19 protein-coding genes and 1 pseudogene are annotated in these 21,088 nt (G+C 73.4%); 16 read left to right on the top strand and 4 right to left on the bottom strand.

The window, feature by feature from the left end; all coding sequences use genetic code 11:
• The 3 genes from ABD841_RS29635 to ABD841_RS29625 all read left to right on the top strand — a co-directional run.
• On the top strand, nucleotides 1-3,343 hold a 3,343-nt coding region (locus ABD841_RS29635; protein WP_344978668.1), incomplete at its 5' end, for a non-ribosomal peptide synthetase.
• On the top strand, nucleotides 3,340-3,549 hold the full coding sequence (locus ABD841_RS29630; RefSeq protein WP_344978666.1) for an MbtH family protein: 210 nt from the start codon (nucleotides 3,340-3,342) through the stop codon (nucleotides 3,547-3,549). The genes ABD841_RS29635 and ABD841_RS29630, both read left to right, overlap by 4 nt.
• A gap of 25 nt (nucleotides 3,550-3,574) precedes the next feature.
• Nucleotides 3,575-4,336 (top strand): thioesterase II family protein, encoded by a 762-nt coding sequence (locus tag ABD841_RS29625; protein ID WP_344978664.1) that lies wholly within the window; start codon nucleotides 3,575-3,577, stop codon nucleotides 4,334-4,336.
• A 19-nt stretch (nucleotides 4,337-4,355) separates the two neighbouring features.
• Here the strand turns inward: ABD841_RS29625 and ABD841_RS29620 are convergent, their stop codons facing one another.
• Nucleotides 4,356-5,246 (bottom strand): esterase/lipase family protein, encoded by an 891-nt coding sequence (locus ABD841_RS29620; RefSeq protein ID WP_344978662.1) that lies wholly within the window; start codon nucleotides 5,244-5,246, stop codon nucleotides 4,356-4,358.
• Nucleotides 5,247-5,530: 284 nt separating this feature from the next.
• Here ABD841_RS29620 and ABD841_RS29615 point away from each other — a divergent pair, with 284 nt between their 5' ends.
• The 6 genes from ABD841_RS29615 to ABD841_RS29590 all read left to right on the top strand — a co-directional run bounded on the left by ABD841_RS29615 (nucleotide 5,531) and on the right by ABD841_RS29590 (nucleotide 10,585).
• The gene (locus ABD841_RS29615; RefSeq protein WP_344978661.1) at nucleotides 5,531-6,439 is read left to right on the top strand and encodes a carbamate kinase; all 909 of its coding nucleotides are present in this window, start codon (nucleotides 5,531-5,533) and stop codon (nucleotides 6,437-6,439) included.
• A 26-nt stretch (nucleotides 6,440-6,465) separates the two neighbouring features.
• A complete protein-coding gene (gene bar / locus ABD841_RS29610; protein WP_344978659.1) occupies nucleotides 6,466-7,557 on the top strand; it encodes a barbiturase in 1,092 nt (363 codons plus the stop codon).
• Between the two features lie 89 nt (nucleotides 7,558-7,646).
• On the top strand, nucleotides 7,647-8,201 hold the full coding sequence (locus ABD841_RS29605) for an SseB family protein (RefSeq protein ID WP_344978657.1): 555 nt from the start codon (nucleotides 7,647-7,649) through the stop codon (nucleotides 8,199-8,201).
• Nucleotides 8,202-8,655: 454 nt separating this feature from the next.
• Nucleotides 8,656-9,015: a GntR family transcriptional regulator gene (locus ABD841_RS29600; protein WP_344978656.1), complete on the top strand. Its 360-nt coding sequence runs from the start codon at nucleotides 8,656-8,658 to the stop codon at nucleotides 9,013-9,015.
• Nucleotides 9,012-9,884 (top strand): ATP-binding cassette domain-containing protein, encoded by an 873-nt coding sequence (locus ABD841_RS29595; RefSeq protein WP_344978654.1) that lies wholly within the window; start codon nucleotides 9,012-9,014, stop codon nucleotides 9,882-9,884. Before ABD841_RS29600 ends, ABD841_RS29595 begins: the two co-directional genes overlap by 4 nt.
• Nucleotides 9,881-10,585, top strand: coding sequence for a hypothetical protein (locus ABD841_RS29590; RefSeq protein WP_344978652.1), 705 nt, complete (start codon nucleotides 9,881-9,883; stop codon nucleotides 10,583-10,585). Before ABD841_RS29595 ends, ABD841_RS29590 begins: the two co-directional genes overlap by 4 nt.
• Nucleotides 10,586-10,638: 53 nt before the next feature.
• Here ABD841_RS29590 and ABD841_RS29585 read toward each other — a convergent pair whose 3' ends face one another.
• Both ABD841_RS29585 and ABD841_RS29580 read right to left on the bottom strand, forming a co-directional pair.
• Nucleotides 10,639-11,658, bottom strand: a complete 1,020-nt coding sequence (locus tag ABD841_RS29585; RefSeq protein WP_344978650.1) for a cation:proton antiporter — start codon at nucleotides 11,656-11,658, stop codon at nucleotides 10,639-10,641.
• Nucleotides 11,637-12,629 (bottom strand): hypothetical protein, encoded by a 993-nt coding sequence (locus tag ABD841_RS29580; RefSeq protein ID WP_344978648.1) that lies wholly within the window; start codon nucleotides 12,627-12,629, stop codon nucleotides 11,637-11,639. Before ABD841_RS29580 ends, ABD841_RS29585 begins: the two co-directional genes overlap by 22 nt.
• Nucleotides 12,630-12,971: 342 nt before the next feature.
• On the opposite strand from ABD841_RS29580, the gene ABD841_RS29575 reads away from it, so the two are divergent.
• From ABD841_RS29575 to ABD841_RS29550, 6 genes are all read left to right on the top strand, one after another.
• Nucleotides 12,972-13,748: a prepilin peptidase gene (locus ABD841_RS29575; protein WP_344978646.1), complete on the top strand. Its 777-nt coding sequence runs from the start codon at nucleotides 12,972-12,974 to the stop codon at nucleotides 13,746-13,748.
• Nucleotides 13,749-13,819: 71 nt separating this feature from the next.
• Entirely contained in the window at nucleotides 13,820-14,998 is a 1,179-nt protein-coding gene (gene aroC, locus ABD841_RS29570) for a chorismate synthase (protein ID WP_344978644.1), read from the top strand.
• Between the two features lie 11 nt (nucleotides 14,999-15,009).
• Nucleotides 15,010-15,513 (top strand): shikimate kinase, encoded by a 504-nt coding sequence (locus tag ABD841_RS29565; protein WP_344978642.1) that lies wholly within the window; start codon nucleotides 15,010-15,012, stop codon nucleotides 15,511-15,513.
• Nucleotides 15,510-16,586 (top strand): 3-dehydroquinate synthase, encoded by a 1,077-nt coding sequence (aroB, locus tag ABD841_RS29560; RefSeq protein WP_344978640.1) that lies wholly within the window; start codon nucleotides 15,510-15,512, stop codon nucleotides 16,584-16,586. The genes ABD841_RS29565 and aroB overlap by 4 nt, the downstream gene beginning before the upstream one ends.
• An 88-nt stretch (nucleotides 16,587-16,674) precedes the next feature.
• The gene (gene aroQ, locus ABD841_RS29555; RefSeq protein WP_344978670.1) at nucleotides 16,675-17,109 is read left to right on the top strand and encodes a type II 3-dehydroquinate dehydratase; all 435 of its coding nucleotides are present in this window, start codon (nucleotides 16,675-16,677) and stop codon (nucleotides 17,107-17,109) included.
• A complete protein-coding gene (locus tag ABD841_RS29550) occupies nucleotides 17,106-17,891 on the top strand; it encodes an SGNH/GDSL hydrolase family protein (protein ID WP_344978638.1) in 786 nt (261 codons plus the stop codon). The genes aroQ and ABD841_RS29550 overlap by 4 nt, the downstream gene beginning before the upstream one ends.
• A gap of 228 nt (nucleotides 17,892-18,119) precedes the next feature.
• Here ABD841_RS29550 and ABD841_RS29545 read toward each other — a convergent pair whose 3' ends face one another.
• Nucleotides 18,120-20,180 carry an ATP-dependent DNA helicase gene (locus ABD841_RS29545; protein WP_344978636.1) on the bottom strand — a complete coding sequence of 687 codons (2,061 nt, stop codon included), beginning with the start codon at nucleotides 20,178-20,180 and terminating at the stop codon, nucleotides 18,120-18,122.
• Nucleotides 20,181-20,444: 264 nt separating this feature from the next.
• On the opposite strand from ABD841_RS29545, the pseudogene ABD841_RS29540 reads away from it, so the two are divergent.
• Nucleotides 20,445-21,088: pseudogene (locus ABD841_RS29540) on the top strand (hypothetical protein); the annotation flags it as partial.

Raw genomic sequence — 21,088 nt, 5'->3', positions numbered from 1 at the left:
GCGGGCGTGGGAGCGCGCGTTGGACGGCGTCACCGAACCGACACTCGTCGCCCCGGACCTCGCGGGCCGTCCGCCGGTGAACCCGGGGCGGGTGCGGGCCCACCTCAGCGAGGACCTGACCTCCCGTCTGACCGCCGTCCTGCGCGCCCGCTCGCTCACCCTCAACACGGCGGTCCAGGGCGCGTGGGCCCTGCTCCTCGCCCAGCTGACCGGCCGGGACGACGTCGTCTTCGGCGGCACCGTCTCCGGCCGCCCGCCCGAGCTGCCCGGCGTCGAGCGCATGATCGGCCTGTTCATCAACACCCTGCCGGTCCGGGTGCGGCTCCGCCCCGCCGAGACGGTCGGGGACCTGCTGCGCAGGATCCAGGACGAGCAGGCGGAACTGCTGCCCCACCACCACCTCGGGCTGTCCGACGTCCAGCGCCCGCTCGGGCTGGGGCAGCTCTTCGACACCATGACAGTCCTGGAGAACTACCCCCTCGACGCCGCCGCGCCGGACGCGGCCGGGGCCGGCGGCACCGGCGCCGGGGCGGGCCCGAGGCTCGCCGGGGTCACGGGCACCGACGCCACCCACTACCCGCTCGCCCTGGCCGCCGTTCCGGGGCGGCGGCTCTCCCTGCGCCTCGATCACCGCCCCGACGTCGTCCCGCGCCCCGACGCCCTCCGGCTCCTCAACCGGCTCACCCGCCTGCTCAAGGCCGTCGCCGCCGACCCCGGCCTGCCGCTCGCCCGGCTGGACCCGCTCTCCGCGGATGAGCGCACGAGGGTCCTGCACGGATGGAACGACTCCCCGGCGCCCCGTCTCGCGCCCGGCGTGACGATCGTGAGCGCCTTCGCCGAGCAGGTGGAGCGGACACCGGACGCCGAAGCCGTCGTCGGCGCCGACGGGTCGCTCACCTACGCCGAGCTGAACGGCCGGGCCAACCGCCTGGCACACCGCCTGATCGGGCTCGGCGTCGGCCCGGAGACCCCGGTCGCGGTGCTCCTCGAACGCTCGGCCGACGTGGTCGTGGCGACCCTGGCGATCGCCAAGGCGGGTGGCGCCTACGTCCCGATCCACCACGGCTACCCGCCCGAGCGGATGAGCTGGGTGCTGGCCGACACCGGCGCCCCCGTCCTGGTCACCGACCGCGTTCCCGCCTTCGGGCACACCGCCGCGGTGGTTCCCGTCCGGGGACGCCCCCCGGCAGGCCCCTCCGGGCACCCGTCGCCCGCGCAGGACGACCCGATCCCCGAGGGCGACGCGGCGTTCGCACCGGAGTACGACCCGCGCGTGGCGGTCCACCCCGGCAACCTCGCGTACGTGATCTACACCTCGGGCTCGACCGGGACTCCCAAGGGCGTCGCCGTACGCCACCGCGACGTGCTGGCCCTGGCCGCGGACCACCGGTGGCGGCGCGGTCACCGGCGGGTGCTGATGCACTCGCCGCACGCCTTCGACGCCTCCACCTACGAGATCTGGGTGCCGCTGCTCACCGGCGGGACGGTCGTCGTCGCGCCGCGGGGCGATCTCGGCCCCGCGGCCCTCGCCGATCTCGTCGTCCGGCACCGCCTGACCGCGCTGTTCATCACCACGGCCCTGTTCAACCTGGTCGCCGAGGAGGCGCCGGAGACGTTCGCGGCGCTGGAGGAGGTCCTCACCGGGGGCGAGGCCGCCTCCGCCGCGGCGATGCGCCGGGTCCGCGAGGCCTGCCCGGACACCCTGCTCGGGCACGTCTACGGGCCCACCGAGACGACGACCTACGCCACCCACCAGCGGGTCCGCGAGGTCGGCCCGGCCGCGCCGCCCATCGGCCGGGCCATGGACGGCATGCGCGCCTACGTGCTGGACGGGTTCCTGCGGCCGGTCCCGCCGGGCGTGCCCGGCGAGCTGTACCTGGCCGGCGCCGGCCTGGCCCGCGGTTACCTCGGCCGTCCCGGGCTGACCGCGGAGCGGTTCGTCGCCTGCCCGTTCGGGGGAGCGGGGGAGCGGATGTACCGGACCGGCGATGTCGTCAGGTGGTCGGCGGACGGCGAACTGGAGTACCTGGCCCGCGCGGACCTTCAGGTCAAGATCCGCGGGTTCCGGATCGAACCGGGGGAGATCGAGGCCGCCCTCGCCGCGCACCCCGGCGTCGCCCGGGTGACCGTGACCGTCCGCGACCGCAGGATCGTCGCCTACGTGGTCGGTACCGCCCCGCCCGAGGAACTGCGCCGGTTCGCCGCGCGGACCCTCCCCGAGTACATGGTGCCGTCCGCGGTCGTCCCCCTGGAGGCGCTGCCGCTCACCCCGAACGGGAAGGTGGACCGCGCCGCCCTGCCCGAGCCGGACCGGCCGCTCTCGGGGCGGGGCCCCCGCACGCCCGCCGAGGAACTGCTCTGCCGCCTGTTCGCCCAGGTCCTCGGCCTGGAGCGGGTCGGCGCCGACGACGGCTTCTTCGACCTCGGCGGCGACAGCCTCGGCGTGATCCGGCTGGTCTCACTGGCCGAGCGGGAGGGACTGTCGATCAGCCCGCGCGAGGTGTTCGCCCGCCAGACGGCCGAGGCGCTGGCCGCCGGGCCGGACGGCGGGGACTCCGGGCCCGACCTCGGCGCGGGCGGCCTCCAGGTGCTGCTCCCGCTGCGCGTCTCGGGCTCCCGGCCCCCGCTGTTCTGCGTGCACCCCGGCGCCGGCCTCGGCTGGCCGTACGCCGGTCTGCTCCGCCACCTCGGCCCCGACCAGCCGCTGTACGCCCTGCAGGCCCGGGTGCTGTCCGAACCGGACTACACGGCCCCGTCGATCGAGGCCATGGCCCTGGACTACCTGGAGCGGGTGCGGGAGATCCAGCCGCGCGGCCCGTACCGGCTGGCCGGCTGGTCCATGGGCGGCCTGATCGCCCACGCGATGGCCGTCGCGCTGCGCGAGAGCGGTGAGGAGGTGGCGCTGCTGGCGCTGCTCGACGCCTACCCCGGCCAGGAGATCGATCCCGACGAGCGCGACGTGCTGCTCGAACTGCTCTCGGCCGTCGGCTACGAAGGGCCCGGCGAGGTGGGCGACGTCGTGGAGTTCCTGCGCCGCCGGGGTGGCCCGTACGCCACCCTGGACGAGGAGACCCTGCTGGCGGTCTACCGGAACTACCGCAACGGTGTGAAGATCTCTGAGGAGTACGCGCCGCGGCGCTTCGACGGGGACGTGCTCTTCGTGACCGCCGCCCACGGCAGGGAGGAGGGCAGTCCCACGGCCGCCGACTGGAAGCCCCACGTCGCCGGCGTCATCGACGACCACCGGCTCGCCTGCGATCACGCGAGCATGCTGGACCCCGGACCGATCACGGAGATCGCCGCGCTGCTCGGCGCCGCGCTGCGCAGAGAGGAACCCCGATGAGCAACCCGTTCGAGGACCCCGACGGCGTCTACCTGGCGTTGGTCAACGACGAGGGCCAGTATTCCCTCTGGCCTTCCTGGGCGGAGGTCCCGGCCGGCTGGACCGTCGCCTTCGGCGAGGACACCCGGCAGGCATGCCTCGACTTCATCGAGGCCAACTGGACCGACATGCGCCCCAACAGCCTGATCAGGGCCATGGGCCGATGAGCGCCCGCGTCACCGGAGCGGCCGCGTGACCTGGCTGCGCTGCCCCGGCCCCCGCCCGGGGGCCGCCGTCCGGCTGGTCTGCTTCGCGCACGCGGGCGGCTCGGCCACGGCCTACCGCGAGTGGCCCGCGCTGCTGCCCGCGTCGGTGGAGTTGCACGCGGTGCAGCTTCCCGGCCGGGCCGACCGGTTCACCGAGCCGCTGGTCGACGACATGGACGTGCTGGCCGCCTCGGTGGCCGAGGCGATGCTCCCGCTGCTGGACCGGCCTGTCGCGCTGTTCGGGCACAGCATGGGCGCGATGGTCGCCTACGAGGTCGCGCGCGTGCTGCAGGCGCGCGGGACCGGCCCGGCGCGGCTGTTCGCGTCCGGGTGCGCGGCCCCGCACGAACCCCGGGAGCGACGCGCCGTCTCGACGCTCGACGACGACCGCTTCGTGGCCGAGCTGACCCGCCTCGGCGGCACCGAAGCGGAGATCCTCGCCCACCGGGCGATGCGCGAGGTCGTCCTCCCGTACGTCCGCGGGGACTTCCGGCTGCTCGAAAGGTACCGGCACCGGCCGGGGCCCGCGCTGCCCGTCCCGATCTCCGCCCTCGTCGGTGACGCCGACCCGGTGGTCACCCCGGCCCAGGCCGCCTCATGGGAGGCCCGCACGACCGCGGACTTCTCCCTGACGGTCTACCGGGGCGGCCACTTCTACCTGCAGCCGCACCGCGCCGAGGTGGTCGCCGAGGTCGCCGGCGCGCTCACCGGGCAGTCACCGGCGGGGCTCGCGGAGCTCGCCGGGTGATCACCCGCACGGCCGGCGCTCAGATGATGAGCGCGAAGCAGTCCGGGCGGTAGTCCCCGGGCATCGGCCCGGGGGCTTCCAGCGCCTTGTTGACGTAGGAGAGCATCACCGGGTCGAGCGTCTCCAGGTTGTGCCCGACGGCACCCTCGACGAGGCCCTTGAACGGGCAGTCGTCCTGGAGCATCCGGTTGGTGACCTGCTTGCGGGGCCCCTCGACGAAGGTCGAGGCGATCTCCTGCTCGGCTCTGAGCCCCAGGGCGGTGTAGCTGACCCCCGGCTCGACCATCGACGGCTCGTTCAGCTCCCTCATCAGCGGCGACCCCGGGCGGAGTTCCCCGCAGACCGTCTCCCCGCCGCAGCTCTCGGCGAGTTCCCCGGTCAGGTCGTGGTGCGGCGCCCCCAGCGTGATCAACTCCGCGACCTTGCCCGCCCCGCCCTCCAGGCGCATGTACGCCCGGGGCACGATCCCGCCCAGGCTGTGCCCGACGATCGCCACCTTCTCGGCCCCGGTCGCCTGGAGCACCCCGTCCACGAACGTCCCGAGCGTCCGGGCCGACTCCTTGATCGAGTTGCTCCACCCGTAGTCGAGCGCGAAGACGCAGTACCCCTGCTTGTCCAGGTACGGCACCGCGACCGGCCAGGTCGCCGCCCCGTTGCTCCTGGCCCCGTGCACGAGCACCACCGGGTACGGCGTGCTCTCCCGCGGCCGGCACCCGAAGTCGTTGGCCTTCGGCAGCCCCTCCGCGGCCACCCGCCTGGCCTGCGCGACCATGTCCACCGTCGGCGTCGGCGTCGGCACCGGGGCGGGCCCTCCGCCGACGAGCGTGCCGGCCGCCACGGAGAGCACCGCCAGCCCGGCCACGAGGCACACGACGATCACGACGATGTGGCCGAGACGGAGCTGACCCACGCGACCTCTCCTCGGGACGGGCTCCCCCCGCGGAAATCCCCTCGGGGCGGGCTCTCCTCGCGAAGGGGCGCCCGCTCCTCGCGGCGGGCACCGCACCCCAGCCTGTCCCGCCGCCCGCGCCGGATCTATGCCCTTCCCGCGCCGCTTCCCGCCGGAAATTGCACCGGCGCGACAACTTTCCCGGGGACACGGAGCCGGAGACCGGTGAGTTCTGCCGAAGAACGGGCGCTCCTTGGGCAGGGAGTGCCCATGAGACGGGACGGGCGGGCCGTTAGCGTCGCTCTGTGGGTGAACGAGTGCTGATCGCGCTGGGCGGCAACGCGATGACCGGCCCCGACGGGAGCGCCTCGCCGGACGACCAGCGCCGCGCGGTCGAAGGCGCCATGCGCCACGTCACCGCGCTCATCGCCGAGGGCCACCGGGTGACCCTCACCCACGGCAACGGCCCCCAGGTCGGCAACCTGCTCCTGAAGAACCAGCTCGCCGCCGACGTCGTGCCCCCCGTCCCGCTCGACTGGTGCGGGGCGCAGACCCAGGCCACGATCGGCACGCTCATCCTCAACGCGCTCGGCGACCGGGCCGCCGTCGTGGTCACCCGCACGCTCGTCGACCCCGCCGACCCGGCCTTCCGGAACCCGGTCAAGCCGATCGGCCGCTACTTCAGCGAGGCCGAGGCCCGCCGCTTCGAGAAGCTCGGCCAGACCTGGCGCCGCTTCGACCGGGGCTGGCGCCGGGTGGTCGCCTCCCCGGAACCGCTGGAGATCCTCGACGCGCCGGCGGTGACCGCGCTCGCCGCCGCCGGGTTCACCGTCGTCGCCGCCGGGGGCGGCGGGGTGCCGGTGGCCCGCGACGCCGCCGGGCGTCTGGCCGGCGTCGAAGCGGTGATCGACAAGGACCTGGCCGCCGCGGTGCTGGCCCGCGCGGTGCGGGCCACGGTCCTGGTCATCGCGACCGACGTGCCCCGGGCCGTGGTCGGTTTCGGCACGCCCGACCCCCGGCCCGTGGGCCGCGTCACCGCCGCCGAGCTGCGCGTGCTGCACGCCGCGGGCCACTTCGCCGGGGGCAGCATGGGCCCGAAGGTCGAGGCCGCGCTGCGCTTCGTCGAGCAGGGCGGCGACCGGTCGGTGATCACCTCTCTGGAGAACATCGGAGCGGCGCTCACCGGGGATACCGGCACCGTGGTGCGAAAGTAATGACGATCGAGGGAAAGGTGGCAGCGATGCCGGAACCGATTGAAGTGCGCAAGGTGCCGATCGAGAGCGTGACCGACGCCTCCGGGCTGGCACGGCTCATCGACGACGGGGTGATCGAGGCGCACCGGGTGCTCGCGGTGATCGGCAAGACCGAGGGCAACGGCGGCGTGAACGACTACACCCGCATCCTGGCCGACCGCGCCTTCCGCGAGGTGCTCGCCGAGAAGGGCCACCCCTCACCCGAGAGCGTGCCGCTGGTGTGGTCCGGCGGCACCGACGGCGTGCTCAGCCCGCACGCCACGATCTTCGCGACCACGGCGCACGCCGAGCCGAGCGACGAGCCCCGGCTGACCGTCGGCATCGCGATGAGCGAGGTGATCCTCCCCGAGGACATCGGCCGCCCGGCCATGGTGGAGAAGGTGGCGGCAGGGGTCCGTGAGGCGATGAAGATCGCCGGGATCGACGACCCGGCCGACGTCCACTACGTGCAGACCAAGACCCCGCTGCTCACCCTGGCCACGATCAACGACGCCAAGTCGCGCGGCAAGGACGTGGTGACCGAGGACACCGGCCCGTCGATGGACATCTCCAACTCCACCACCGCGCTCGGCATCGCCGTCGCGCTCGGCGAGATCGAGATGCCGGCCGCCGACCAGATCCACCGCGACCTGTCGCTCTACTCCTCCGTCGCCTCGTGTTCCTCCGGCGTCGAGCTGGACCGCGCCCAGATCGTGGTCGTCGGCAATGTCCGCGGCATCGGCGGCCGCTACCGGATCGGCCACTCGGTCATGAAGGACGCCCTGGACGCCGACGGCATCTGGGAGGCGATCCGGTCCAGCGGCATCGAGCTGCCCGAGCGCCCGCACCCGTCCGATCTGGGGGACCGGCTGGTCAACGTCTTCATGAAGTGCGAGGCCGATCCGTCGGGCCGGGTCCGGGGCCGGCGCAACATCATGCTGGACGACTCCGACGTGCACTGGCACCGGCAGATCAAGGCCACCGTCGGCGGTGTCGCGGCCAGCGTCACCGGAGACCCGGCCGTGTTCGTCTCGGTCGCCGCGGTCCACCAGGGCCCGAGCGGCGGCGGCCCGGTGGCCGCCATCGCCGACCTGGGCTGATACGGGCACGAGGCCGGGAGCCCCCGCCGGGGCCGCCGTCGCCGACCTGGCTGACCCACCGCCGCCCACCGCGGGTAGGCTCCCGGTTCGTGCCCAGCATTCCGCAGCCCCTGGTCCCCGACGACGACGGCTCCGCCGACGCCTCCGTGTCGTCCGCTCTCGCGGCCTTCGCCGCCGGTACGGCGCAGGCGGGCGAGGTCGTGGCCGCGCTGAGCGGGGCCAGGCTGCTCGTCCCGGTGGTCGCCCTGCTGAAGGAGTCGGAGGTCGGCGAGCACGGGCTCCGGCAGGAGAAGGAGAGCGAGATGGCTCTCCCGAAGCTCGTCGGCGCCGACGGGCGCGAGGCGGTGCTCGCCTTCACCGGGGTCGAGCCGCTGCGGCTCTGGAGAGCCGACGCCCGGCCCATCCAGGCCAGGACCCTGCAGGTCTGCCAGGCGGCGGTGCACGAGAACGCCGCCGCCGTGGTGATCGACGTGGCCGGCCCGGTCCCGTTCGTGATCGAGGGGACGATCCTGCGGGCGCTCGCCGCGGTCGAGTCGGGCACCGTCGATCGGCTCGGCCCCGAGGTCACCGTGGCGCGGGTGGAACAGGCCGCCGAGCCTCCCCGGCGTCGGCGGTTCGGCTGGCGGTCGCGCGGCCGGGGCTGACCGCCGGGTTCGGCGGCGACCAGGAGCCCGATCCGGGTCGGCGCCCGCTTTCCGCCGCCGTCGGGCGGACACTGCCGCGACAGCGGCGCGAACCGCGAACCGCCGGGGCTGAGCCCGTTCTGTGAGTTTCACGCCCGGCGTGACCTGAACCCGGGCGAGCCGCCGATCATCCGGCGGCTGTGCGCAGGCCACGCACCGCCTGCGCGCCGGCACCCCGGCGCATCGTCGCCACGGCCGGGAAACGTGGCCGGGTCACATGGGACGAGGCGGTGCGAACGCCGCGTCGTCCGGACGTCACCGGCCGGTCGGTCGGGCCCGTCGCCCGGGTGCCACCGGGCCGGTCGGCCGAGCCGTCGCCCGCCGAATCCGCAATTCCCGTCCCCGATGGTTGACGGCCTCGACTCTTTGCTTCTACGGTTCATTAGTAGAGTAATGAACCAATGGAGTAGGGGCCATGTTCGACGACAGGAGCCCGATCTATCGGCAGATCGCCGAGCGCATCAAAGCCGACGTGCTGAACGAGACGCTCAAGGCGGACGAGCAGGTGATGTCCACGAACCAGTACGCCGCCTTCTACCGGATCAACCCGGCGACGGCCGCGAAGGCGTTCCAGCAGCTTGTCGACGAGGGCGTCCTCTACAAGAAGCGAGGGATAGGCATGTTCATCAGCCCCGACGCCAGAGACATGCTCAGGGCCAGGCGCAAGGAGACCTTCTTCGGCGAGGTGGTGGATCCGATGGTGGCCGAGGCCAGGGCGATCGGGATCCCGCTCGGCGACGTGATCAATCGCATCGAGGAACTGGAGGGACAGTGAGGATCGATGTGCAGGACCTGGTATTACGCTACGACACCGTCACCGCGCTCGACGGGCTGACGTTCGGCCTGGCGGGCGGGAAGATCTACGGGCTGCTCGGCCGCAACGGGTCGGGCAAGACGAGCCTGCTCTCGATCCTCGCCGCGTTCCGGAGGCAGACGGCGGGCAGCGTGCGGGTGGACGGGCGTCCCGTCTTCGAGAACGGGGCCGTGACCAGCAGGATCAGCCTGATTCGCGAGTCGGGCGAGGCGGTGGACATCGGCACCGCGGAGGAGGCGCTCTCGTACGCCGAATGGCTCCGCCCCGACTGGGACGGCGACTACGCCCGCGAGCTGATGGAGACGTTCCGGATCGAGCCGAAGAAGAACGTCAGGTCGATGTCCCGGGGCCAGCGTTCGGCGATGGGCGTCGTCGTCGGCCTGGCCAGCCGCGCACCGCTGACCATGTTCGACGAGACGTACCTCGGCATGGACGTGCCGGCGCGCCGGGCCTTCTACGACGCGCTGCTCGCCGACTACATGGCGCACCCGCGCACGATCATCATCTCGACCCACCTGATCGAGGAGGTGAGCCCGCTGTTCGAGGAGGTCCTGATCATCGACAGAGGGCGCCTGGTCGTGCATGAGGAGACCGACGCGCTGCTGTCCAGGGGGACGTCGGTGACGGGCCCGGCCGAGCGGGTCGAGACGTTCACCGAGGGGATGACGGTGCTCGCCACCGAGCGGCTCGGCCCGACCGCGTCCGCGATGGTGTACGGCGAGTTCGGCGAGGAGCGGCGCAAGCGGGCCGCCGAGGCCGGGCTGGAGCTGGGGCCCGTCGCCATGCAGGACCTGTTCGTCCATCTGACGACGGCGGAGGGCGCGCGATGAGGTTCCCGACCCGGCTGCTGGTCAACAACCTGGTGTTCGCCTTTCTGGTGTGGGTGGCCTTCTGCGTCGTCGTGGCGCTGGTCGCGGCGGTCGTGGCGCTCTTCGGCAGCCTGACGCAGAGCGCGTGGGAGGCCGCGGCGCAGCTACCCCGGTGGTTCGCGCTGTTCGTCGGCGTGGGCCTGGTCAGGGAGTACCTGCCGATGTACATCGCGCTCGGCCAGACGCGCCGCCAGTTCGGGACGCAGGCGGCGGTCACGGCCGCCCTCTACGCCCCCTTCCTCGCCGCCCTGATGACGGTCGGCTACCTGCTCGAATCCGTCCTGTACGGCTGGGCGGACCTGTCACAGCGGCTCGGCCGCGTCCACCTGTTCACCGAGCCGACGCAGGTGCCGGTCGTCTTCCTCGAGCACCTGATCGAGTTCCTCGCGTGGCTGGTCGCGGGCGGCTTCATGGCGGCGGCGTTCTATCGGTGGCAGGGCGGCGGGATCCTCAGCGTCCCCCTGGGCGTCGGCCTGATCCTGCTGGGCGGGGTGGCGCTGGGCACGGAGCTGAGTCTCCCGTTCATCAGGCGCATCGCGTTCTCCGATCCGGGGTCGCTCACGGTCACCGTCGGGATCGGCCTCGGAGTGTTCCTGCTCGGCCTGGCACTGACCTGGGCGATCATCCGGGACGTGCCCCTGAGGAACACGGCGCGGACATGATTCTCCGAAGCGGGCCGGTGACCGACCCACCGCCGACCGGCTCGGTCCCGAGGTCACCGCGGCGCGGACGGAACAGACCGCCGGGCCTCCCAGGCGTCGGCGGTCCGGTTGGCGATCGCGTGGACGAGGTTGACCGTCAGGATCGCCGGGGCGATCACGGCGACGAACCCGCCGAAGTCCCGCTCGAAGACCAGGGCGAGGATCACCGCCGTGACCCCGTTCTGCTGGGCCAGGCCCAGGTGGATCCGGTCGATCGCCGGCAGGCTGCGGGTGAGCACCAGCGCGGCGACCATCTGCGAGGCGAACGCGGCCAGCCCGAGCAGCACCCCCATGGCCATGTTCGTCCCGCCGACGAGCAGCAGCCCCATCAGGAACGCCGACAGCGCGAACGCCAGGCTCACCGCGCGGCCCAGCCAGCGCGCGTCCGGCAGACGCAGGTAGAGCCCCGCGGTCGCCAGGCCCAGCATGAGGGAACTCCACGCCGCCGACACGACCGCGCCCGCCGCCGCCAGGTACGTCAGCACCGGCGGGGCGTTCCTGACCAGCCGCCACACCAGGTAGACCACCGCCGCGAACAGCACGTTCAGCCCGAGGTCGGCGAAGTAGGCGGCCGACAGGCCGCCCTCGCCCGAATCGCGCACCAGCGCCGCCGCGTACACCGCCAGGACGATCGTCACCGGGTCGTCGAAGGACGACCACGCCCCGAGGATCGTCTTGGCCCGGTCCGACAACCGGTCGTCCCCCATCACGCCGGCGACCGAGAGCGGGTCGATCTGGGCGACCACCACCGCCATGATCAGCGACCGCGGATCCCCCGAGACGAGGTAGACGACCCCGGCGATGAACGCCGCCTTCAGCAGCACCCCCACGGTGACCGCGAGCACGATCAGCCGGGAGTGCTCCCTGGCCTCGGCCCGGTCGATGCCGTGCGTGCTGCCGTACAGGCCGATCGCCAGCAGCAGGCTGCTGAACAGCACGTAGGCGCTGGAATCGGTCAGGCCGCGCAGGTCGCCGAGCTCGGCGACCAGCCAGCCCAGCCCGACGACGACGATCAGGAGCCCGATTCGGGCCAACGCTCACTCCTCGGCACGGCGCGCAGGTGCCCCTGAGGTGCCGGGGGACGCTCCCGCTGGTTGATCGGGGGAAGGCCGAAATGACTGCGGATCATGTCCACGAGCTTGGCCATCTTGTCGTCGGCGACGTCGACCTTGCGCTGGTCCAGCGTCACGCCGATCAGGTAGCGGGTCTCGTCGATCCAGTAGTAGTACAGGGCGCCGCGCTCCACGTCGAGGACGGTGCGGATGAGCCCGCCGCCCTCGATCTGCCGCAGCTGCCGGTTGAGCCGCTCGGTGAGCCAGTTGAGCTGGCTGCCCGCCTTGAGGTAGAGATCGCGGCGCCTCTCCTGGTCGGTGGCGTGGAAGAAGTGCGCCAGGTCGGCGTCGTCGAGCACGTCGGTGTAGAAGCAGCACCGCCGGTCGGCGTAGTAGGCCACGAAGTGCAGGTCGTCCTGCTCCACCATGGAGACGCAGCTGGCGAGCGCCTTCTCCACCGACGGGCCGATGTCTGGCACGGTGCGGATCAGGATCTCCGACTCGCCGATCACCCGGCGCTTGGTGGCGGTGGGCGGCGGGCCCGCCCCGGCGTCCAGGTACGGCAGGTAGAGACCCCGCCTGTACTGGAAGAGCAGGTAACCGCCCGTGGCGACGGCGAAGGCGCTCACCCCCGCGGTGATCAGCCCGTGCACCTCGCCGGGCACCCCGCCGCCCCAGAGCACCGGTCCGAACGCGGCGACGAACCCCAGGACGGCCTCGCCCGCCGCGGTGACGGTCAGCGCGACCACCATCAGCACCGGCAGCCTGGCCCGGATCCGGCCGAGCACGGTGGCGACGAGGGCGAGCGACGCGATCACCGAGACGACGGTGACCGCGCGGGCCACGTCGTACTCCTCACCCTCGATGTACCACGCGAGGATTTCCAGCAGCACGGGGAGGAGGATCAGTGACGCGATCACCGCGGGCAGTTTGCTGAAACGGTCCGTGTTCACGCGCTCCGGCCTCCGGGGATAGGGATGGCTCCAGCCTCTGTGATCATCCCCGGCCCCGTCAATGACCTTCCGGGTCACTTCACCACCGGATACCCGGTGTGTGGGGGTTCCGGGATCCCCGGCGTGCGGGGTGTCCGGGTCCTGGAGGGTGGCGGGCCGGGGTTCCGGGTGTGCGGGGACGTTCGGATCTCGGGGGAGGGCTCGGATCCCGGGTGTGCGGGGATCGTCCGGATCCCCGGCGCGTGGGAACCCGGCGGGTTATGGTCGCTCCGTGAGCGAGTACGCCCGCCCCGTCCCCCCGCCTCCCGGGCTCTTCCGGGGCGGTGATGCCCGGGTGCCGCCGTGAACACCGGGCTGGGTCTGGCCTCCGCCGCGGTGCTCGCCGCCGCCGCGGCCGGCGCGGCGGTCGGGCTCCGGACGCGCGGCGTGGTGGCCCGCCACGCCGGGAGCGAGGGCGAACGGCTCCGGCGTCCCCACGCCGGGGCCGAGGGCGAACGGCTCGGGCATGGCCAGGCAGGGGCCGGGGAAGAGCGGTCCCGGCGGGCCTGGCCGCCGGTCGGCGCCGTGGAGGCGGTCACCGCTCTCGCGCTGGCCGCTCTCGCGCTGCGGGCGGCGTGGCCCGGACTCCCGGCGGAGGAGGGGGTCACGCCCGTGGGCAGGGCCGCCGAGTTGCTCGCCTTCGGGTGGCTGGCGGCGGTCGCCGTCGCGCTGGCCTTCGTGGACGCCGCCGTCCACCGGCTGCCCGACCGGCTCACCCTCGCCGCCTACCTGGGAACCGTGACACTCCTCGCCGTGTCGGCCGCGGTGGACGGCAGGCCCGGCGACCTCCTCGGCGCGGGGCTGGGCGGCGTCGCGCTGGCGGGTTTCTACCTGGTGCTGTTCCTGGTCAACCCGGCGGGGATGGGGCTGGGCGACGTCAAGTTCGCCGGCGGCCTGGGTACCGCGCTGGGCTGGCTGGGCTGGAACACCCTGGTCACCGGGACCTTCCTCGGCCTGCTGGCCGGCGGCCTCTACGGGGCCGCGCTGGTGGTCCTGCGCCGCGCGGGCCGCAAGAGCGAGATTCCCTTCGGCCCCTTCATGGCCGTCGGCGCCCTCGCCGCCGCCCTCGGCGCGCTGTAAGGATCACCGTCCCCGTCTCACTCCGTGAGCCGAGGTCATTCCAGTGGGCGGCACATGGAAGACTTGTCACCATGTTGCGCTGGTTGACCGCCGGAGAGTCCCACGGCCCCGAGCTCGTCGCGATTCTGGAAGGCCTCCCCGCCGGGGTGGAGGTGACCACGGCACAGCTGGACGAGGCGCTGCGCCGTCGCCGCCTCGGCTACGGCCGCGGGGCGAGGATGAAGTTCGAGCAGGACGTCGTCACCATCGTGGGCGGCGTTCGTCACGGCCGCACGCTCGGCAGCCCCGTCGCCATTCGCGTGGGCAACACGGAGTGGCCCAAGTGGGAGACCGTCATGGCCGCCGACCCCGTCGACCCGGCCGTGCTGGAGGGCCAGGCACGCAACGCGCCGCGCTCCCGCCCCCGCCCCGGGCACGCGGACCTCGCGGGCATGCAGAAGTACGGTTTCGACGACGCCCGCCCGGTGCTCGACCGGGCCAGCGCCCGCGAGACCGCCGCCCGCGTCGCGCTCGGCCAGGTGGCCCGCAGCTTCCTCAAGCAGGCTCTCGGCGTCGACATCGTCAGCCACGTCGTCTCGATCGGCGAGGCGGTGGCCGACCGGGACATCCTCCCCGGCCCCGGTGACCTGGAGACGATCGACGCCGACCCGGTGCGCTGCGCCGACCCGGCCGGCAGCGCCGCGATGGTCGCCGAGATCGACAAGGCCCACAAGGACGGCGACACCCTCGGCGGCGTCGTCGAGGTGGTCGCCTACGGCCTGCCGCCGGGCCTGGGCAGCTACACCCACTGGGACCGCCGCCTCGACGCCCGCCTCGCCGCCGGCCTGATGGGCATCCAGGCGATCAAGGGCGTCGCCGTCGGCGACGGCTTCGAGACGGCCCGCCGTCCCGGCTCCCGCGCCCACGACGAGATCGAGAACACTCCCGACGGCGTCCGCCGGATCACCAACCGGGCCGGTGGCATCGAGGGCGGCATGACCAACGGCGAGCCGCTGCGCGTCAGCGCCGCCATGAAGCCGATCTCCACCGTCCCCCGGGCGCTGGCCACCGTCGATGTGCTGACCGGCGAGGCCGCCAAGGCCCACCACGAGCGCTCCGACGTGTGCGCGGTCCCGGCCGCCGCGATCGTCGCCGAGGCGATGGTCGCGCTCATCCTGGCCGACGCGGCGGTGGAGAAGTTCGGCGGCGATTCCGTCGAGGAGGTCGCCCGCAACCTGTCGGGCTACCTCTCCTCGATGGTGATCAAGTGAGCGGAGGCGATGTGAGTCCCCGAGCAGTACTGATCGGCCCTCCCGGATCGGGCAAGTCGACCGTGGGCCAGCTCCTGGCCGACCGTCTCGGGGTCTCCTTCCGGGACACCGACGCCGACGTGGAGCGCACCGCGGGCAAGCCCGTGGGCGACATCTTCATCGAGGACGGCGAGGAGGCCTTCCGCGCGCTGGAGGCCGAGGCCGTCCGGCTGGCGCTGGCCGAGCACGAGGGCGTGCTGTCCCTCGGCGGCGGCGCGATCCTCGCCGAGGCCACGCGCGAGCTGCTGGCCGGGCACCAGGTGGTCTACCTTGAGGTCGGCCTCTCCCAGGCGGTCCAGCGGGTGGGCCTGGCCTCGGCGCGGCCGCTGCTCGTGCTGAACCCGCGCAGCCAGCTCAAGAAGCTGATGGAGGCCCGCCGGCCCCTCTACGAGGGCCTGGCCCGGCACACCGTGGCCACCGACGACCGTAAGCCCGACGAGGTGGTCGACGAGATCGTGAGAGGCCTGCAGCCGTGACCGTCTCCAGGATCAAGGTCGGCGGCGAGAGCCCGTACGACGTGGTGATCGGCACCGGTGTGCTCGGCGAGCTGCCGGGCCTGCTCGGGCCCGGCGTCCGCACCGTCGCGGTGGTCCACCCGGAGAGCCTGCCGGAGATCGCACGCCCGGTCTGCGGCGCGGTCGAGGCGGCCGGATACGAGGTCGTGCCGCTCCCGGTGCCCGACGCCGAGCGGGCCAAGACGGTCGAGGTGGCCGCCGGTCTCTGGTCGTCCTTCGGCCGCGCCGGGATGACCCGCTCCGACGCCGTGGTCGGTGTCGGCGGGGGAGCCACCACCGACCTGGCCGGGTTCGCCGCCGCCACCTGGCTGCGCGGTGTCAAGGTCGTGCAGGTGCCGACCACCCTGCTCGGCATGGTCGACGCCGCGGTGGGCGGCAAGACCGGCATCAACACCCCCGAGGGCAAGAACCTCGTCGGCTCCTTCCACCCCCCGGCGGGGGTCCTGTGCGACCTGGCCACGCTGGCCTCGGTGCCCCGCGAGGACTACGTCGGCGGCCTCGCCGAGGTCATCAAGGGTGGTTTCATCGCCGACCCGGTGATCCTCTCGCTCATCGAGGACGACCCGGAGGGCGCCAGGCACCCCGAGGGCCGGCACACCCGCGAGCTGATCGAGCGGAAGGTCCAGATCAAGGCCGACGTCGTCGGGGCCGACCTGCGCGAGGGCGGCCTGCGGGAGATCCTCAACTACGGCCACACCCTGGGCCACGCCATCGAGCGCGTGGAGGAGTACCGGATGCGCCACGGCGAGGCCGTCGCCATCGGCATGGTCTACGCGGCGGAGCTGTCCCGGCTGGCCGGCCGGATCGGCCCCGACATCGTGGAGCGGACCCGGTCCATCCTGACCTCGGTGGGGCTGCCCATCTCCTACCGGCGCGAGGCCTGGCCCGAACTCCGCGACCACATGCGCCTGGACAAGAAGAGCCGCGGCGCCAAACTCCGCTTCGTCGTACTGGACGACCTGGCGAAGGTCTCCCCGCTGGTCGACCCGGCGGAGGAGCTGCTTGAGGCGGCCTACCACGAGATCACCCGATGAGCCCGGCGGGCCCGGCACCGGCCGGGCCGCGGGCGGGGAACGTCGGCCGCGCGACCCGCGCGGCCATCGAGGAGCGGTGAGTGACCCGATGAAACCCGTCTACGTGCTCAACGGCCCGAACCTGTCGCGGCTGGGCACCCGTGAGCCGGACGTCTACGGCGCGCAGACCTTCGCCGACCTGGCCGCGCTCTGCCGGGACACCGGCAGGGAACTGGGCCTCTCGGTCGACGTCCGGCAGACCGACGACGAGGCCGAGATGCTCGGCTGGCTGCACGAGGCGGCCGACGGCCGGATCCCGGTCGTGCTGAACCCCGCGGCGTTCACCCACTACTCCTACGCGCTGCGCGACGCCGCCGCCCAGCGGACCGCGCCCTTGATCGAGGTGCACATCTCCAACCCGGCCGCCCGCGAGGAGTTCCGGCACACCTCCGTGGTCGCCTCCGTGGCGACCGGCACCATCGCCGGTTTCGGCCTGCGGTCGTACGTGCTGGCGCTGCAGGCCATCGCGGAGAGCGCCGAGTGAGTTTCCGTTCCTTCGCGGCCCTCGGCGACAGCTTCACCGAGGGGCTGAACGACCCCGGCACCGACGGGGGCTTCCGCGGGTGGGCCGACCGGGTCGCCGAGCGGCTGGCCGCCCTCGACCCCGGCTTCCGCTATGCCAACCTCGCCGTGCGGGGCAGGCTCCTCGACCAGATCGTCGAGGAGCAGGTCCCGCTCGCGGTCGCGATGCGCCCCGACCTGGTCAGCCTCTGCGCCGGGGGAAACGACCTGCTGCGGCCCGGTAGCGATCCCGACCGGATGGCCAAGAGACTGGCGGGCGCCGTGCGCGACCTGCGCGCGACCGGTGCCGAGGTTCTGTTGTTCACCGGCGTCGACCCGCGCGACACCCCCATCATGCGTCGCGCCCGCGGCACGTTCGCGATCTTCTACATGCACGTCCGGTCCATCGCCGAACTGTACGGCTGCCGCCTGGTCGACCAGTGGTCGATGCAGGGCCTGCGCGACTGGCGGGCCTGGAGCGACGACCGCCTGCACATGAACGAGGAGGGGCACCGGATGGTGGCCGCCAAGGTCTGCCAGGTGCTCGGCGTCGACTGCGACGACGACTGGCGCAAGGCCTGGCCGCCCCGGGAGAGCGCCGCCCCTGCGGTCAGGCGGCGCGAGGACGCGCGGTGGGTCCGCGAGCACCTCGGCCCCTGGGTGGTCCGCCGCCTGCGCGGGCGCTCCTCCGGCGACGGCCTCGACCCCAAGCGCCCGGAGCTCGCGCCTTTCTCCCGGCCGGAGCCGCCGGGCCGTGCTTCCTGAGCGGAGCCGCCGGGCCGTGTCCCCTGACCGGAGCCGCCACCGGGCCGCGTCCCCTGACCGGAGCCGCCACCCGGGCGCGGCGTGACCTCGCCGGGCCCGTCGCCGCCTCGGCCGGGAGCGCGGGGTGCCACGGCCCGGCGCGCCGCCTTGGCCGGGCGCGCCGGGAGCCACGGCCGGGCGCGCCGTCGCCCTGATCGGGGGAGCGGGCCCGCCGGCTCCCGGCGGGCGCTAGGAGGCGGTGAGGCGCCGCAGGGCGCTGCGGACCTTGGCCGGGTCGTGGGTGGGCCAGAAGGGCGGCAGGGAGTCACGGAGGAACCCGGCGTAGCGGGCGGTCGCCAGCCGGGGGTCGAGCACCGCCACCACGCCCTTGTCGTGCTGGCTGCGCAGCAGCCGGCCCGCCCCCTGGGCCAGGAGCAGCGCGGCATGGGTGGCGGCGACCGCCATGAAGCCGTTGCCCCCCTTGGCGGTGATGTGGCGCTGCCGGGCGGAGCTGAGCGGGTCGTCGGGGCGGGGGAAGGGAATGCGGTCGATGATGACCAGCCGCAGTGAGGGACCCGGCACGTCGACGCCCTGCCACAGCGACAGGGTTCCGAACAGGCAGGTCGGCTCGTCGTCGGCGAACTGCTTGACCAGCAGCATCGTGGAGTCGTCGCCCTGGCAGAGCAGCGGCACGCTCAGCCGGTCGCGCAGGGCGTCGGTGGCGGCCCTGGCCGCCCGCATCGAGGAGAACAGGCCGAGGGTCCGCCCCCCGGCGGCCTCGATCAGCTCGGTGATCTCCTCCAGGTAGGCCTCGGGCAGGCCGTCGCGGCCCGGCTGCGGCAGGTGCTTGGCGATGTAGAGGATGCCGCTGCGGGGGTGGTCGAAGGGGGAGCCGACGTCGATGCCGGTCCAGCCGGCCCGGCCCTTCGCGCCCTCCTTCGCGCCGCCGTCTCCGTCGGCGTTCTCGCGCCCGCCCCCCGGGCCCAGGCCCCATTGGCGGGCCAGACCGTCGAAGGCGCCGCCCAGGGCGAGCGTGGCCGAGGTCAGGACGACCGTCCGGTCGCCGAAGAGCTTGTCGCGGAGCATGCCCGCCACGGTCAGCGGCGCCACCCGCAGCACCGGCGGACGCCGGTCGGTGCCGGCCTCCAGCCAGACCACCTCGGCCCGGTCGATCTCCTCGGCGTGGCCGAAGGCGTCGAGCATCCGCTGCGCGGTGTCGTGGACCTCGTCCAGGGCGGTGAAGGCGGCCTTGCGCAGCCCCGCCGCCTCCGGGTCGTCCTTGTCGGCGGTGCGCGGACCGAGGGCGGTGATGCACGCCCACGCCGAGTCGCGGACCAGCGTCAGCGTCAGCCCGAGCACCTGGGGCAGCTCGTCCAGGCGCCCGGCGGGGGCGGCGGCGAGCAGTGCCTTGAGATCCTCCCCGGCCTCCATGAGCCGGTCGGCGAAGTGCTGCTCGATCAGCTTGCCGACCCGGCGCACGGCCATCGACACCATGGTCTCGGACAGCTCCGCGCTGACCACCGAGGTGACCCGGTCGACCAGCTCGTGGGCCTCGTCGACGACGACCACCTCGTGCTCGGGCAGCAGCGGCAGGTCCTCCATCGCGTCGATCGCGAGCAGCGCGTGGTTGGTCACCACGACGTCCGACTCGCCGGCGCGGGCGCGGGCCAGCTCGGCGAAGCACTCGGCGCCGCTGGGGCAGCGCGTGGCCCCCAGGCACTCCCTGGCACTCACCGAGAACTGCCGCCAGGCCTGCTCGTTGACCCCCGGGACGAGCTCGTCGCGGTCACCCGTCTCGGTCTCGCCGGCCCACTCCTGGATCCGCTGGACCATCCGCCCGGTCGCGCTGACCTCGCGGGGGTCGAAGAGCTCGTCCTGCTCCTCGTCGGGCCAGCCGGCGCTCGCCTTGTAGCGGCACAGGTAGTTGCGGCGGCCCTTGAGGATCGCGAACGTGGGCTCGTGCGGCAGCTTCGGGGCGAGCGCCCGGGCCAGGCGGGGCAGGTCGCGGTCGACGAGCTGACGCTGGAGCGCGATCGTGGCGGTGGAGACGACCACGGCGTTCCCGGCGGTCATCGCGTGCCTGATCGACGGGATCAGGTAGGCCAGCGACTTGCCGGTGCCGGTGCCGGCCTGGACGGCCAGGTGCTCGCCCGTGTCGATCGCCCGCTGCACCGCCCGTGCCATCGTGATCTGGCCGGGGCGTTCGACCCCGCCCACCGCCTCGACGGCGGCGCTCAGCAGGTCCTCCACCGGGGGAATATCCACCGTGGAGGAGACGTCTTCGGACGGGGCGATGGAGTCGGTCGGCACGACAGCCAACCGTACCCGTTCGGCCCGACAACCGTGGCTGCTCCGGCGAGTCGCCGGGCGGACGCATACCCGCATTCCGGAACCCGAGGTTCACCGCACATGGCAAACTGGCTCGACCACCCGGTCGACCACTCCTCGAAAGATCAAGGAAGATCTACCGTTTTGGTGTCACCGGGACGGAAGATGGGGACGGAAAGACCGGTTCGGTAGGGTTTCCCGAGGTCGAGTGGACGAATAAAGGCTGGTTAAAGCACTATGTCCTCCATGTCGGAAGTTGTCCCGTTGCCGTCATTCGGCGAGGTGTTCTTTGACGAGCGTGGCCAGGAGCGGGTGCTCCGGGTCACCTGGCACGAGGGCACCCTGGTGCTGAGCCTGTGGCGGGGCGAGATGTGCACCGCCAGTTTCCGCATGCCCATGAGCGATGTGGGACGCCTGGTGGACACCCTCGACGAGGGCTTCGTCCAGGCCGGCGGGCAGTACGACGACGAGGTGGGCGAGCAGCCCCCCGCCCACGCCGAGCACCAGGCCTACGGCGAGTATCCCGGCACCGGCCAGTACGCCCGGCCCCGCCCCGAGGACTACGCCCAGCCCCCGCAGTACGCCGAGCCGGCTCCCCACCCCGGGCCGGCCCCCCACCCCGGGCCGCCGCCGGAGGAACCCCGCCCGGTTCCCGCCCACGGCCCGAACGACGTGCTCGTCGCGCGGGGGAGCGCCCCGCCCCCGGAGCGCACGGGACCGGTCTACGGGGCGGGCGACGCCGTGCCGCGTGAGAACCTGATCGTGAACGACGCGCTGCCCTACGGGCAGCCGCAGCCCGTCGAGCCGATGGGCGCCAACCCGGGCCCCGGCGAGCCGACCTACCAGCTCCCCGGCGACCACTACCCGCCCGTCCAGCAGCCCGATGTCTT

The sequence above is a fragment of the Streptosporangium fragile genome (assembly GCF_039534445.1).
Taxonomy (GTDB): domain Bacteria; phylum Actinomycetota; class Actinomycetes; order Streptosporangiales; family Streptosporangiaceae; genus Streptosporangium; species Streptosporangium fragile.
The sequence above is the reverse complement of the archived record's forward strand: the minus strand, read 5'-3'. Positions and strand labels throughout refer to the sequence as shown.